Origin of the sequence: Achromobacter sp. Bel (genome assembly GCF_012928505.1) — a bacterium.
Taxonomy (GTDB): Bacteria; Pseudomonadota; Gammaproteobacteria; order Burkholderiales; family Burkholderiaceae_B; genus Achromobacter.
This window is the reverse complement of the sequence record NZ_JABBJN010000072.1, coordinates 14548-27630: the sequence shown is the minus strand read 5'-3', so window position 1 is coordinate 27630 and position 13083 is coordinate 14548. Positions and strand designations below refer to the sequence as shown.

Genomic DNA, 13083 nt, shown 5'->3' with positions numbered 1-13083 from the left:
GGCCGGCGCCCACCACGGGCGCATCCGCGTGCGGGTTGGCCGACGGCGAGGGCAGCCAGCCCATCACAGCGGCCACGCCCACGGCGCACATGACAATGACGGCAATCGCCGCCGCCGCGACCAGCGGATGCAGGCCGCGGCGCGGACTTTCGATTCGGGTGGTATTCATGACGAAGCTCCATCGTAACTAACCGGCATCGGTATAGCACCCGAGCGCGGTTTCGGCATGTTGCGATGGTGACGCTTCTTTGCAGCCGCAAGGCCGGTGGACAGGCCATCCCATTCGTGGACAATAGGCGGATGGATTCCATTTCCCTGCCCCAGCTCGAACAGGCGATCAATTATTGGCGCAACGTGTCGCCGTCGGTCGGCGACGAATCGCGCCTGTGCCCCGAAGCCGCGGCCCTGGCCACGCCCTACGCCCTGATGATCATCACGCACCGGCACGACATCGCGGTCGCCGAACTCAATGAAAAGGCCCAGGCGGCGCTGGCCGGCTGGGCCGCTTCGGGCGCACGCACCCCGTCCGATCCCTGATCAGCCTTTCAGCAGGGCCTTGATGTCGTGCGTCAGGGCGTCCACGCCCAGATTGTTATTGGCCAGCACGCGCGATTCGCCTTTGCCGTCCAGCAGGTAGAACGCGGCGGTATGGTCCATCGTGTAGTTGCCGTCCTTGGTAGGCGCCTTGGCGTAGTACGCCTTGAACGACGCGGCCGCCTTCTTGACCTGGTCCGGCGTGCCGGTCAGGCCCAGGAAGCGCGGGTCGAAGGCCGTGACGTACTGCTTGAGCACTTCCTGCGTGTCGCGCTCGGGGTCCACGGTAATCAGCAGCACCTGCACGCGGTCGGCGTCGGGGCCCAGCGCCTTCATGACTTCGGTCAGCTCGGCCAGCGACGTGGGGCACACGTCGGGGCACTGCGTGAACCCGAAGAACACCACGACCACCTTGCCGGCGAAGTCGGACAACTGGCGCGTCTTGCCGTTGGTGTCGGTCAGTTCCATGCCACGGCCCAACTGGGTGCCGCTGATGTCGCTGCCTTTGAACGTGGGCGCGCTTTCGCCGCAAGCGGCAAGGGCGGCAGTGAAGGCGACCGCGGCGCCAAGGCGCAGGGCCAGCCGGCGGCGGGTGGAAAACACGGACATCGACAACCTCCAGGGGATCAGCGCAGCAGGCCGACCCAGTGGTCCACCAGCAGGGCGCCGAACAGCAACGCCAGATAGAGAATGGAAAAACGGAACATGCTGCGCGCCAGCTCGTCGCTGTAGGCGCGGTACAGGCGCCACGCATACGAAACGAACATGCCGCCCAGCACCAGGGCCGACAGCAGATAGAGTTCGCCGCTCATGCGGATGGCGTAGGGCAACAGGGTCGTGGCCACCAGCGCCACGCTGTACAGCAGGATATGCAGGCGCGTGAACTGGTTGCCGTGCGTGACCGGCAACATCGGCAGACCGGCCTTGGCGTAATCGTGGTTGCGGTACAGCGCCAGCGCCCAGAAGTGCGGCGGCGTCCAGATGAAGATGATCAGCACCAGCACCCAGGCCTCGGCGGGCACGGAGTCCGCCACGGCGGCCCAGCCCAGCGCCGGCGGCATCGCGCCCGACAGGCCGCCGATCACGATGTTCTGCGGCGTGCGCGGCTTGAGAATGACGGTGTAGATGACGGCGTAGCCCACAAAAGTGGCGAAGGTCAGCCACATGGTCAGGGGGTTCACCAGCGTGTACAGCACGAACATGCCGGCACCGCCCAGCAGCCCGGACAGGCTCAGCACCTGGAAAGCCGAAATGGTGCCTTGGGCCGTGGCGCGACGGGCCGTACGCAGCATGCGCGCGTCAACTTCCTGTTCGATCAGGCAGTTGATGGCGAAAGCGGCGGCGGCAAGCAGCCAGATGCCAAGCGTGCCAAACAGCACGCGGCGCATATCGGGGATGCCCGGCGCGGCAAGGAACATGCCGATGACTGCGCAAAACACCGCCAGCTGCGTGACGCGTGGCTTGGTGAGCACGAAGTATTGGCGGAACAATCCGGGTTGAGGAGCGGCAAGACTGGTCATAGTGGACCCTATTTTAAACGCGCACCGAATTGGGGCCATAGCCCCCGGCCGGCGCGCGTCCCGCTGTGGACAATCGCACCATCAGCACCACGGCGGCCAAGGTCAGGCCGGCGGCGCCCCCATTGTGCAGCACCGCGATCAACAACGGCCATTGGAAGAAGATGGTGGTCAAGCCGGTGAACAGCTGCGCGGCCAGCAGCGCCAGCATCAGCGTGGCGGGGCCGCGCAGGCCCGGTTCGGCCCGCAGCCGCCAGGCCAGCGTGCCCAGGTACAGGAATACGACAAAGGCGAAATTGCGATGCACCCAATGGATCGCCGTCAGCGCGGGCTGCGAGATCATCTCGCCCGAGGGCAGTTCGCCCAGGCCGCGGATCACCGAATAGCCGCCATGGAAATCCATGTCAGGCACCCATTTCCCGTGGCACATGGGGAAATCCATGCAGGCCAGCGCGGCGTAGTTGGTGCTGACCCAGCCGCCCAGCGTCACCTGCACCAGCAGCAGGCCGAACCCCACCGCCACCCACGGCATCCAGCGCGCGGCCGCCGCGCCGATGGCCAGATGCGGGCGCTCGCGGGCCGACAGCCAGGTCATCAGCGCCAGCACCGACAGCCCGAAAACCAGATGAGACGTCACCACGGCCGGCATCAGCTTGTGCGTGACCGTCCAGGCGCCGAACGCGCCCTGCACGCACACAGCGACAAGCGTCGTGACGGCCAGCGCGGGCGAACGGCCCAGCTCGCGGCGATAGCGCCACGCCATGTAGACGATGCCGATGATGAGCATGCCCAAGATGGTCCCGACATAGCGGTGGATCATCTCGATCCAGGCCTTGGACATCGTCACGGGCCCGAAGGGCATGGCTTGCGATGCCTGATGGATGTCGCCCTGCGCGCCCAGCGGCGTCACGCTGCCGTAGCAGCCGGGCCAATCGGGACAGCCCAGGCCCGAATCCGTCAGGCGCACGAAGGCGCCGAACATGATCAGGTCCAAGGTCAGGAACCAGGTGAAAAAAACAAGTTTGCGATACCGCGCTTTGATACGTTCCATTTCCCTAAACCATGACTCTGCCGCGCCGCGCGGATCCCGCGGCCCTCGGCCATCCCCCTATTCGGGGGGTCACCCTATCCTTGAGTTATAGACCAGCTTGCTGATGTCTTTGCGCACTTTCACGCCGTCAGCCTCGGCAGGGTACTGCATCATCAGGTTGCCCAGCGGGTCGATCACCCACATCGGCTCCGGCAACCCGGGCTGGCCCGCGGCCGTGTCCCGCGCCAACAGGTAGCGCGCCAACTGGTCCGGATCGGCGCGCAGCATGACGGTGCCCTTGTAGGCTTCCAGCACCTTGTCCGGCACCGGCGCGTCATCGGTGATGAACCAGACGCGGGCCAGGCGGTCCACGTTCTTGCCCTGGCTGGCGTGGCTGTTGCGCGTGATGTAGAGCTTGCGGGCGCAGCTTTCCGGGCAAGCCGCGCCGTCGGCCGTCACCAGCAGCCACTTGCCCTTCAGGCTTTGCAGGTCGAACGGCTTGCCGTCCAACGTGGTCAGCTTCAGCTCGGCTGCGGCGGGCATCGGGCGCTGCGGTGACACCAGCGTGCCGTAATTGCTGGAATCCGCCGGCCACCACTGCGGGTTCATGTACACCACGAAGGCGGCCACGATGGGCGCCAGGGAACACAGGAACACCAGCAGCATGGGCATCAATGAGCGCTTGCGTGCTGGCTTGTTGGATGAAATGTCGCGAGCCACTTTATATCCTGGATGATTCATACATTGACGCACGCGTCAGGCCTTGCGGCCATTCGGCGCACGCTGGCGCATGCGCTTGATGGCGCCCCCCAGCACCACCAGCCATGCGATGGCGGCTATCAGACCAAACGCGAACCACTGCACGGCGTAAGACGTGTTCTTCTGGAAATCCACCGACGGCTGCGGCCAGTCCCGGACCAGGCCGTCGGCGGCGTCCGGACCGGCCGGGCCCGTCTGGCTCAGCACGACCGGCAACAGGTTCAGCCCCGTGGCACGGGCATAGTCGGCTAGCGGCAGGTTCTGCACCTGCGGCACGCTGCCGCCCGCCACGGGCAGGGCGCGGGGCAGCGCGGATGGGTCCTGCCCGCCCATCGACCAAAGCTCGAACATGCGCGGCACGCGGTCGGAGAGTTCGCCGATGACGGTCTGCGCGCCGTCGGGCGTTGCCGGCAACTTGGGGTCGCCCTGGCCCTGGATCACGCGGGGCAGCCAGCCCCGCAGCACCACGACCGCCTGCCGCGACGACGCGTCCAGCAAAAGCGGCGTGGCCAGCCAGTAGCCCGGCCTGCCGTCGTGGTTGCGGTTGTCCAGCAGTACACTGAATTGCGGCAGCCATGCGCCGCTGGCCTGGGCCACGCGCCACGCGACCATGTCGTCGGAAGGCGTGGCGGGCGTCAGCATCAGCGGCGCCTGCTTGCGGCCCGCTTCGATCGCCGCCAGAATGGCGCGTCGCTCATCGCTGCGACGCAACTGCCATTGCCCCAGCGACACCAGAATCACCACGGCGATGCCAAGCAGGAGTAGGGCGGCTACCGTGTAGCGGGTTGAATGCGGTCGGGCCATGTATCGTTGCTAACTCTGTTTTGTCCGGAGACCACCATGCGCGTTTTCGTCGTACTGGCCTTCATCGGGATTCTGGCCAGCTTGGCATCCGCCCTGGTCTACCTGATGCGGGACAAAGGCACCACCAGCCGCACCGTCAATGCGCTGACGGTGCGCATCGGGCTGTCGGTCGCCCTGTTCCTGTTCGTGCTGTTCGCCCATCACATGGGCTGGATCGAAAGCACCGGGCTTAGATAGGCCCGCGGGGCATCGGTTCCCGCCCCCATCGCAACAAAGCGCGATCGGCGCCCGGCATTGTCGCCGCCCGGCCCCCTATCGCGCTTTACCCGCCCTGCGCCGCAGAGCGGATCCATGCCGGCCTGCGTCAGAACCAATAGACGAACAGGTACAGGCCCAGCCACACCACGTCCACAAAGTGCCAGTACCAGGCCGCGCCTTCAAAGCCGAAGTGGTGGTCGGCGGTGAAGTGGCCCCGGATCAGGCGGATCAGGATGACCGTCAGCATCGTGGCGCCCAGGATCACGTGAAAGCCGTGGAAGCCGGTCAGCATATAGAACAGCGAGCCGTACGCGCCCGAGTTGAACTTCAGGTTCAGCTCCGTGTACGCGTGGTGGTATTCGGCGGCCTGACAGGCCACGAAGATGAAGCCCAGAATGACCGTCGCGGCCAGCCAGAACATCGTCTTGCCGCGGTGGTTTTCGCGCAGGGCATGGTGGGCGATGGTCAGCGTGACGCCCGAGGACAGCAGCAACGCGGTATTGATCGTGGGCAGCCAGAACGGGCCGACCGTCTGGAATTGTTCGACCACGCCGGCCGGACCGAAGTTGGGCCAGGCGGCCTTGAAGTCGGGCCACAGCATCAGACGGTGGTCGATGTCGCCCAGCCACGGCGTGGTGATCGTGCGCGTGTACCAGAGCGCGCCGAAAAACGCCGCGAAGAACATCACTTCAGAGAAGATGAACCAGCTCATGCCCCAGCGGTAGGAGCCGTCGATGCGCTTGCTGTTCATGCCGGCTTCGGATTCCTGGATGGCATCGCCGAACCAGTAGTACAGCACGACGATCAGGCCGATGAACCCCGCCAGCACGGACCATTTGGCCCAGCCGACGCCGTTGATCCAGGCCGCGGCGCCCAGCCCCATGAACAGCAGCGCCACCGCCGTACGCACGGGATGCCCCGAGTCGGCGGGCACAAAGTAGTACGGTGCCTCTTTACCTTGAACCGAGTGGCTTGCACTCATGGCTTTCTCCCTGGTACAGATTTATAGATTAAGTGATTCAAGTCAGGCTTGAAACCGCCCAACGCACAATTAATACCAGCACAGTAACGAAGATTGCCGCTGCCAGCAGCCCGGCCACGATCACGTGCACCGGGTTCAGCCTGGCGCTATCTTCCCGGTAGCCCGCGCCCTTGCGCACGCCGAAGAACCCCCACGCCACCGCCTTCATCGTCTGAAGGAAACTCAGCTTGCGCCGAGTGGTTTCGTGCAGGTCGTCGCTCATGGCCGTGTCCTAGCCAACCGCATTGCCGGTCAGCAGCGCCGAACCCCGCAACACGGTCCAGGCGAACACGGCAAGGACAAAAGCCAACAGGACCAGACCTGCAATTTTGTTACGGCGGCGCTGCTCGGGTGTCATTCTCGTGCTACCTGGAACATGAAAGGCTTGTTCACTTCACTTCGGGCGGGGTTTCGAAGGTATGGAACGGCGCGGGCGACGGCACCGTCCATTCCAGCCCTTCGGCGCCTTCCCACGGCTTGGCGGCGGCGACTTCGCCCTTGCCCATATAGCAGCGCACGATCGCCCACAGGAAGATCAGCTGCGACAGGCCGAACCAGAACGCGCCAATGGTGGCCATCTGGTGGAACGTCGTGAACTGCGCGGCGTAGTCGGCGTACCGGCGCGGCATGCCGGCCAGGCCCAGGAAGTGCATCGGGAAGAAGGTCACGTTGAACGAGATCAGCGTCGACCAGAAATGCAGCTTGCCCAGCTTTTCGCTGTACATGCGGCCGGTCCACTTGGGCACCCAGTAATAGGCGCCGGCGAACAGCGCGAACAACGAGCCCGCCACCAGCACGTAGTGGAAGTGGGCGACCACGTAATAGGTGTCGTGGACCTGGATGTCGATCGGGGCCACCGACAGGATCAGCCCCGTGAAGCCGCCCATCGTGAACACGAAGATGAAGCCGATCGAGAACAGCATCGGCGTCTCGAACGTCATCGAGCCGCGCCACATCGTGGCGACCCAGTTGAACACCTTCACCCCGGTGGGGATGGAGATGAGCATGGTGGCGTACATGAAGTAGAGCTGACCCGTCACCGGCATGCCCGTCGTGAACATATGGTGGGCCCACACGATGAACGACAGCACGGCGATGGAAGCGGTGGCGTACACCATCGAGGCGTAGCCGAAGAGTTTCTTGCGGGCGAACGCGGGCACGATGGCCGACACGATGCCGAACGCCGGCAAGATCATGATGTAGACCTCGGGGTGCCCGAAGAACCAGAACACGTGCTGGTACAGGACCGGGTCGCCGCCGGCGGCCGCGTTGAAGAAGCCCGTGCCGAAGTGGCGGTCGGTCAGCACCATGGTGATGGCCGCGGCCAGCACCGGCATCACGGCCAGCAGCAGGAATGCGGTGATCAGCCAGGTCCAGCAGAACAGCGGCATCTTCATCAGCGTCAGGCCGGGCGCGCGCATGTTCAGGATGGTCACGATGATGTTGATCGCGCCCATGATCGAGGACGCGCCCATGATGTGCATCGCGAAAATGCCCAGGTCCATGCCCGGCCCCATCTGCAGGGACAGCGGCGCATACAGCGTCCAGCCCGCGGCGGTGGCGCCGCCCGGCACGAAGAACGATGCCGTCAGCATGATCGCGGCCACCGGCAGCAACCAGAAACTGAAGTTGTTCATGCGCGCGAACGCCATGTCGGATGCGCCGATCTGCATCGGGATCATCCAGTTCGCGAAACCCACGAAGGCCGGCATGATGGCGCCGAACACCATGATGATGCCGTGCATGGTCGTGAACTGGTTGAACAGTTCGGGGCGGAAGAACTGCAGGCCCGGCTCGAACAATTCGGTGCGCAGCAACAAGGCGAGCGTGCCGCCTTCCAGCAACATGGCAAACGAGAAGATGAGATACATCGTCCCGATGTCTTTATGGTTCGTGGCGAATAGCCAGCGGCGCCAGCCCGTGGGCATGGCGTGGTGGTGGTCATCGTGACCGTGGCCGTGGCCCGGCGACACGTGGTCTACAGTGACGCTGCTCATGATGGACTCCTTCCTGCTGAGTGCCGCCCCCGTTCCACGGGGACGGCAGGGTATCTCTAACTAAACGGAACCGGTTCTAACGGGGGGAACGCGAGGCGCGCGATCAACGCGCGGCCGCGACGTCCTTCGGTAGAACCGTCGGGTCCTGCCCCTTGCCTGCATTGCTCCAGGCATGGCGCGTATAGCTGATGACCGCTGCGATCTCGACATCGTTGAGCTGCCCGCCGAATGCCGCCATCGCGGTGCCGGGCTTGCCCTTGAGCACGGTGTTGATCTGGTCCGCCTTGGGGCCCAGAACAACCTTGTCTCCGTCAAGCGGTGGGAAGCTGCCCGGAATGCCCTTGCCGTTAGCCTGGTGACAGGCGACGCAATTAGCGGCGAAAACCTTCTCGCCACGGGCAACCAGTTCGGCTTCCGTCCACTCTTTATTAGGATCGTCGGCGTTTGCCGCCATCTTCTTTTTCTGGTCTTCAACCCACTTATCGTAGTCGGCCTGCGCCAGGACTTCCACGACGATGGGCATGAAGGCGTGGTCTTTGCCACAGAGTTCCGCGCACTGGCCGCGATAGATGCCAGGCTTTTCCGCACGGAACCAGGCGTCGCGCAGGAAGCCGGGGATGGCATCCTGCTTGACGCCGAAGTCGGGGATCATCCAGGAGTGAATGACGTCGGCCGCGGTCAGCACGACCCGGACCTTCTTGTCCACCGGAACCACCATGTGGTTGTCCACTTCCATCAGGTAGAACTCGCCCTTGGGCTCGCGATTCTCGATCTGCGCGCGGGGCGTGGACAGCGTGGACAGGAACTTGACGCCGGCAGCGGAACCGTCGAGGTACTCGTACCCCCACTTCCATTGATAGCCCGTGACCTTGATGGTCAGGTCGGCGCTTGAGGTGTCTTTCATGGCCACGACCGTCTTGGTGGCCGGTAGCGCCATGGCGATGACGATGATGAAGGGGATGACCGTCCAGGCGACTTCCACGCCCAGATGCTCATGGAACGTCGCGGCCTTGTGCCCCCGGGACTTCCGGTGCGCCCAGATGGAGTAGAACATCACTCCGAACACACCGATGAAAATCACGATACAGATCGTGAGCAGCAACCAATGCAGCCACATGATGTCGCGCGAAATCGCCGTGACACCTTCATGCAGGTTCAGCTGATTGACCTTCGGGCCGCCGGGCATGTCTTGCACCTGAGCGCTGGCCACGCTGCCAATCAGCATCGCACAAGCTCCCAGTATCCCTCTCCACTTCTTCATGCTTACCTCGAAACACGGCGCGAGGGCCCTTGTCGCCTAGTGGCACGAGTGTCACTTCAACAGGACTACGCGCAATTATTAGATGGCAGGGCTAGGCAGGGAGATAGAGCGGCCCCCGCATTCCCACTCGAAATCACAAAGAAACTGGCGGATTATAGCGGACACGCAAACAGTTGTAAGACGGGCCTCTTGATTTCGTGGGTCCCGCCCCCATCTGCACGCGCCCCTTGACCGCGCGGCATAAACAGGGTGGCATAAAATCACCGCCAACCTCATCACGGCGCCCAACGATGCCCAAGCAGTTGTCCGATTTGTATGCCGACCTGTGCGCCCGCGCGCAGGAACCCGCCCCCGAAGGCGCGCACGCTTTATATATAGCGGGGCGCCGCTGCGGCTGGGCCACGCATGCAGCGTGCGATGCGCTGCGCGACGCGCCCCGCATCGCCTGCGATGACGCGGCCCTGCATATCGGCCGCGACCTGGCGCCCGGCGCCGAGTTGAACGCCGTGCTGGAAAACGCCGCGGAACTGTTGCGCCAAGCCAACTGCCTGCGCGGTTGGCGCGACGAACTGCTGGACGTCATGGACGGCGTGCTGCCCTTGGGCGTGATCGAGCGCGCGGCGGTGCGGCCCCTGGGCCTGTTGACCAAAGCGGTGCACCTGAACGCCTGGACCCCGGACGGCCGGTTGTGGGTCGCGCGGCGCGCGCTCAGCAAATCCACCGATCCCGGTATGTGGGACACCCTGGTGGGCGGCCTGGCCGGCTGTGGTGAAGACCTGGAATTGGCCTTGCTGCGTGAATGCGGCGAAGAGGCGGGCCTGGATGCGCCCGACCTGGCCCGGCGCACGCCCTTGCGCACCATTCTGCGCATCCACCGCCGGCTGCCCGAGGGCTATCAGGTCGAAGACGTGCTGACCAGCACCTGCGTGCTGGCAGCCGACGCCCGCCCTGCGAACCGGGACGGCGAAGTCATGCAGATCGCGACGGTGGACGTGGCGACCGCCGTGCGGCAGGTGGCTGAAGGCGAATTCACGCTGGAAGCGGCGCTGGTGATCATCGAAGACATCATGCAGCGCCAGGCCGCGGGCCAGATCTGAATCAGCGGGGGGCAACCCCCGGTTCGCCCAGCAGGCCGGACGAGGGCTCGGCCGAGTCGGATTTAGCGGCAGGCTGAGGCCGAGGGCCGGCAATCTTGGCCTCGGACACGTCCGATATTTCCGGTGCGTCCGACACGATCGGCGCATCGGCCCCCTGCGGCACATCCAGTGCTTTCGAGGCATCCGATACGGTCGACACGACCGACACCGCAGGCGCCTCGGCGCCCGCGGCTTCCGCCGCTTCGGCGGCCTGCGCCGGGCTCGGGGCCGAAACCGGCGCAGGGGTCGGCGCGGCCGCCGCGGCCGAGGCCTGCGAGAACTGCTTCCAGACTTCGATCGCGCGCAGGCGCTGCTTGGCCACGACCTGGATGCGTTCGCGCAGGTGCTCGTCGCGCGCCAGCAGCGCATGGAAATCGCGTGAAGACAGCATCAGCAGCTTGCTGTAGCCCAACGAGGTCACGTCCGGTGTGATCTGCTGTTCGCCCAGCAACCCGAGTTCGCCGAAGAATTCGCCGCTGCCCAGTTCGATCATGGTGTGGTCGGGCAGATGCACGGCCACGGCGCCCGACGCCACGAAGCACATTTCCTCGCCATGGCGGCCCTGGGTCAACACACGCTGGTCGGGCAGGGATAGGCGGGGCTTGAGCAGCTTGCTGATCGCGCGCAGCGAATCGGGAGACAGGCCTTCGAACAGCGGCACGCGCTTGATCAGCTCGGCCGCGCTCATTTCGATGTCCAGCGGAGGGTGCGTATCGATATGCGCCCAGCGGCTCTCCAACTGCGCCATCAGGTCCGCATAGACCTCGCCGCTGATCAAAAACTGCTCAAGCATGTCGCGGTAGCGGATGCGCTCCAGCTCGCGGGCCACGCGGCCCAGATAGCTTTCCTGCAACCACTGCGCGTAAGACGGGTATTGCAGGTTCAGCGCCTGCATGGCGCTTTCGATCAGGTCCAGGCGGCGCTGGTGCAGCGACACGATGCGCTGCGCGGCGTCCTCGCCCAGCAGCGGGGTGATCTGCTCGCGCGCGAACACGATCAGCCGCTGCGCGACGGAGCGCTTGCTCATCAGGTTGGCGAAGCGCTGCCCCAATTCGCGCGCCAGCCAGCCCTGGAAGCCGAACACGTAATGCATGCGCAACGCCAGGCGAAAGCCGGTGGAATAGCGCACGTCCGCCACGATGGCACGCTCAAAGCCCGGCACGCCGCCCAGGCGGATGGCATCCTCCAGCCGTTCGGCCCGCGCCAGCAGGGCCTCGGCCATGCGCCAGTCCACGATCTGCGCCTTCAGGATGTCGAAGAACATTTCCTCTTCGCGCTGCGCCACGATGGCCAGGCCCACGGCCACGCGTTGCTCGTCACTCATCTGGCTGACCTGGCCGTCGTGCACGCTGGTCAGGCTGGCGTCGAACACGGCGCGGATGCGGTCGCGGACCTCGGTGCCGATGTGCTCGGTCTTGGCCACTTCGTCGGTTTTGCCCTGCAAGTCTTCCAGCGCCAGGGCCAGCGCCTGGTTGCGGATGGTGCGTTCCACGGACGACAGCTGGTTCAGGCCCAGCATGCGAATCAGCGGCCGCAGGCTGATGCCGTTGATGAAGAGCGTCAGCAGGACATAGCTGGTCGTGGCCACCGCGATGAACTGGCGCGCCTCTTCAGGCACGCCGGTCTGCTCCGTCACGGCCAGCGCCAGCGCCAGCGACACGGCGCCACGCAGTCCGCCCCACAGCATCACCACCTTGTATGGATTGCTGACCTTGGTACCCAATTTGGTCAGCCCCAGCAACGGCAGCAGGCCGAAGACCACGATGGCGCGCGCGATCAGCGTCGCGACGAACACCACGGCCACCAGCACCAGTTCCTGCCAATCGGCGGCGGCCATCAGCTTGGGTATCAGCATGGCCGCGAACAGGAAAATCAGCGAGTTGGCCCAGAACCCGAACTGCTCCCACGCGCTGGACAGGTATTCGAAGGTGGTGGGGGACATGCGTGTGCGGCCGGTGGACCCCACGACCAGGCCCGCGATCACGGTGGCGACCACGCCCGAGACGTTCAGGTAGTGCTCGGAAATGAAGAAGGACAGGTAGGCCAGCGTCAGCGTCAGCGTGATCTCGGCGGTAGGGAAACCGCGCAGCCACGCGAACAGGAAGCAGGCCAGCCGACCCATCGCGAAGCCGGCGATGCCTCCCCCGATGAAGTGCACGATGAAGTCGTTGAAGATGCCGCTGACGGTCAGTTCGCCGTGGCCGCTCAGCACGGCCAGCAGCACGGAGTACAGGGCGATGGACGCGGCGTCGTTAAAGAGGCTTTCGCCTTCGACGAGCGTCGTCAGCCGCTTGGGCGCGCCGACCTCGCGGAAGATTCCCACCACGGCGACGGGATCGGTCGTGGCGACGATGGCGCCCAGCAGCAGGCAGACCACCAGACCGTAGGGCGAGATCGCGTCCAACGTCACCCCGACCACGACCGTGCACACCACCACCGCCACGATGGCCATCATCAGGATGGGGCCAATGTCGTCCATCAGGCGGCGCACGTTCATGGACAGCGCGGTCTCGAACAGCAGAACCGGCAGGAACACCATCAGGAAAGTTTCAGACGAGATCTCGAAACGTTCCAGCGAGTCCAGGAAGTCGCTGATCCAGCTGGGCGCCCAGCCATGCACGTGGATGATGATGCCCAACAGACAGCCGACGATAGCCAGCAGCACCGAGTACGGCAGCTTGAGACGGCCGGCCAGCGGTGGCATGAAGCAGACCAGGGTGAGCAAGCCGGCCAAGCCGAAAACAAGAAAACCGACATCCATGGATA

The 13083-nt window shown here is 64.8% G+C and carries 14 protein-coding genes; 3 read left to right on the top strand and 11 right to left on the bottom strand.

The genetic code is table 11. From position 1 onward, the window contains the following. Nucleotides 1-300 precede the first annotated feature (300 nt). Entirely contained in the window at nucleotides 301-537 is a 237-nt protein-coding gene (locus tag HG262_RS28015) for a DUF3717 domain-containing protein (RefSeq protein ID WP_169274120.1), read from the top strand. Here HG262_RS28015 and HG262_RS28010 read toward each other — a convergent pair whose 3' ends face one another. The 5 genes from HG262_RS28010 to HG262_RS27990 all read right to left on the bottom strand — a co-directional run bounded on the left by HG262_RS28010 (nucleotide 538) and on the right by HG262_RS27990 (nucleotide 4644). Continuing rightward, nucleotides 538-1143 carry an SCO family protein gene (locus HG262_RS28010; RefSeq protein ID WP_169274119.1) on the bottom strand — a complete coding sequence of 202 codons (606 nt, stop codon included), beginning with the start codon at nucleotides 1141-1143 and terminating at the stop codon, nucleotides 538-540. A 17-nt stretch (nucleotides 1144-1160) separates the two neighbouring features. Beyond that, a complete protein-coding gene (cyoE, locus tag HG262_RS28005) occupies nucleotides 1161-2054 on the bottom strand; it encodes a heme o synthase (protein WP_169274118.1) in 894 nt (297 codons plus the stop codon). Nucleotides 2055-2067: 13 nt separating this feature from the next. Beyond that, nucleotides 2068-3102: a COX15/CtaA family protein gene (locus HG262_RS28000; protein ID WP_169274117.1), complete on the bottom strand. Its 1035-nt coding sequence runs from the start codon at nucleotides 3100-3102 to the stop codon at nucleotides 2068-2070. Between the two features lie 69 nt (nucleotides 3103-3171). Beyond that, complete coding sequence (locus HG262_RS27995) at nucleotides 3172-3801, bottom strand: hypothetical protein (protein ID WP_348984433.1); 630 nt, start codon at nucleotides 3799-3801, stop codon at nucleotides 3172-3174. Between the two features lie 36 nt (nucleotides 3802-3837). After that, a complete protein-coding gene (locus HG262_RS27990) occupies nucleotides 3838-4644 on the bottom strand; it encodes an SURF1 family protein (protein ID WP_169274116.1) in 807 nt (268 codons plus the stop codon). A 36-nt stretch (nucleotides 4645-4680) separates the two neighbouring features. Here HG262_RS27990 and HG262_RS27985 point away from each other — a divergent pair, with 36 nt between their 5' ends. After that, the gene (locus HG262_RS27985) at nucleotides 4681-4881 is read left to right on the top strand and encodes a twin transmembrane helix small protein (RefSeq protein WP_006224570.1); all 201 of its coding nucleotides are present in this window, start codon (nucleotides 4681-4683) and stop codon (nucleotides 4879-4881) included. Nucleotides 4882-5008: 127 nt separating this feature from the next. On the opposite strand, the gene HG262_RS27980 is transcribed toward HG262_RS27985, so the two are convergent. The 5 genes from HG262_RS27980 to coxB form a co-directional block, all read right to left on the bottom strand. Further along, a complete protein-coding gene (locus HG262_RS27980) occupies nucleotides 5009-5884 on the bottom strand; it encodes a cytochrome c oxidase subunit 3 (RefSeq protein ID WP_169274115.1) in 876 nt (291 codons plus the stop codon). A 37-nt stretch (nucleotides 5885-5921) separates the two neighbouring features. Beyond that, complete coding sequence (locus HG262_RS27975) at nucleotides 5922-6146, bottom strand: DUF2970 domain-containing protein (RefSeq protein ID WP_006224568.1); 225 nt, start codon at nucleotides 6144-6146, stop codon at nucleotides 5922-5924. Between the two features lie 9 nt (nucleotides 6147-6155). Beyond that, entirely contained in the window at nucleotides 6156-6281 is a 126-nt protein-coding gene (locus HG262_RS30880) for a cytochrome oxidase small assembly protein (RefSeq protein ID WP_006224567.1), read from the bottom strand. 31 nt (nucleotides 6282-6312) lie between these two features. After that, nucleotides 6313-7920 (bottom strand): cytochrome c oxidase subunit I, encoded by a 1608-nt coding sequence (gene ctaD, locus HG262_RS27970; protein WP_169274114.1) that lies wholly within the window; start codon nucleotides 7918-7920, stop codon nucleotides 6313-6315. Nucleotides 7921-8023: 103 nt separating this feature from the next. Next, complete coding sequence (coxB, locus tag HG262_RS27965) at nucleotides 8024-9181, bottom strand: cytochrome c oxidase subunit II (protein WP_035213042.1); 1158 nt, start codon at nucleotides 9179-9181, stop codon at nucleotides 8024-8026. Between the two features lie 290 nt (nucleotides 9182-9471). Here coxB and HG262_RS27960 point away from each other — a divergent pair, with 290 nt between their 5' ends. Beyond that, the gene (locus tag HG262_RS27960) at nucleotides 9472-10278 is read left to right on the top strand and encodes a DUF4743 domain-containing protein (RefSeq protein WP_169274113.1); all 807 of its coding nucleotides are present in this window, start codon (nucleotides 9472-9474) and stop codon (nucleotides 10276-10278) included. A gap of 1 nt (nucleotide 10279) precedes the next feature. On the opposite strand, the gene HG262_RS27955 is transcribed toward HG262_RS27960, so the two are convergent. After that, entirely contained in the window at nucleotides 10280-13078 is a 2799-nt protein-coding gene (locus tag HG262_RS27955) for a cation:proton antiporter (RefSeq protein ID WP_169274112.1), read from the bottom strand. Between the last annotated feature and the right edge of the window lie 5 nt (nucleotides 13079-13083).

Excerpts from the sequence above, each read along its gene's own strand:
- HG262_RS27975 (WP_006224568.1), bottom strand. The coding sequence starts at position 6,146 with ATGAGCGACGACCTGCACGAAACCACTCGGCGCAAGCTGAGTTTCCTT.
- HG262_RS30880 (WP_006224567.1), bottom strand. The coding sequence starts at position 6,281 with ATGACACCCGAGCAGCGCCGCCGTAACAAAATTGCAGGTCTGGTCCTG.
- cyoE (WP_169274118.1), bottom strand. The coding sequence starts at position 2,054 with ATGACCAGTCTTGCCGCTCCTCAACCCGGATTGTTCCGCCAATACTTC.
- HG262_RS28000 (WP_169274117.1), bottom strand. The coding sequence starts at position 3,102 with ATGGAACGTATCAAAGCGCGGTATCGCAAACTTGTTTTTTTCACCTGG.
- HG262_RS27990 (WP_169274116.1), bottom strand. The coding sequence starts at position 4,644 with ATGGCCCGACCGCATTCAACCCGCTACACGGTAGCCGCCCTACTCCTG.
- HG262_RS27960 (WP_169274113.1), top strand. The coding sequence starts at position 9,472 with ATGCCCAAGCAGTTGTCCGATTTGTATGCCGACCTGTGCGCCCGCGCG.
- HG262_RS27980 (WP_169274115.1), bottom strand. The coding sequence starts at position 5,884 with ATGAGTGCAAGCCACTCGGTTCAAGGTAAAGAGGCACCGTACTACTTT.
- ctaD (WP_169274114.1), bottom strand. The coding sequence starts at position 7,920 with ATGAGCAGCGTCACTGTAGACCACGTGTCGCCGGGCCACGGCCACGGT.
- HG262_RS27955 (WP_169274112.1), bottom strand. The coding sequence starts at position 13,078 with ATGGATGTCGGTTTTCTTGTTTTCGGCTTGGCCGGCTTGCTCACCCTG.
- HG262_RS28015 (WP_169274120.1), top strand. The coding sequence starts at position 301 with ATGGATTCCATTTCCCTGCCCCAGCTCGAACAGGCGATCAATTATTGG.
- HG262_RS28010 (WP_169274119.1), bottom strand. The coding sequence starts at position 1,143 with ATGTCCGTGTTTTCCACCCGCCGCCGGCTGGCCCTGCGCCTTGGCGCC.
- coxB (WP_035213042.1), bottom strand. The coding sequence starts at position 9,181 with ATGAAGAAGTGGAGAGGGATACTGGGAGCTTGTGCGATGCTGATTGGC.
- HG262_RS27985 (WP_006224570.1), top strand. The coding sequence starts at position 4,681 with ATGCGCGTTTTCGTCGTACTGGCCTTCATCGGGATTCTGGCCAGCTTG.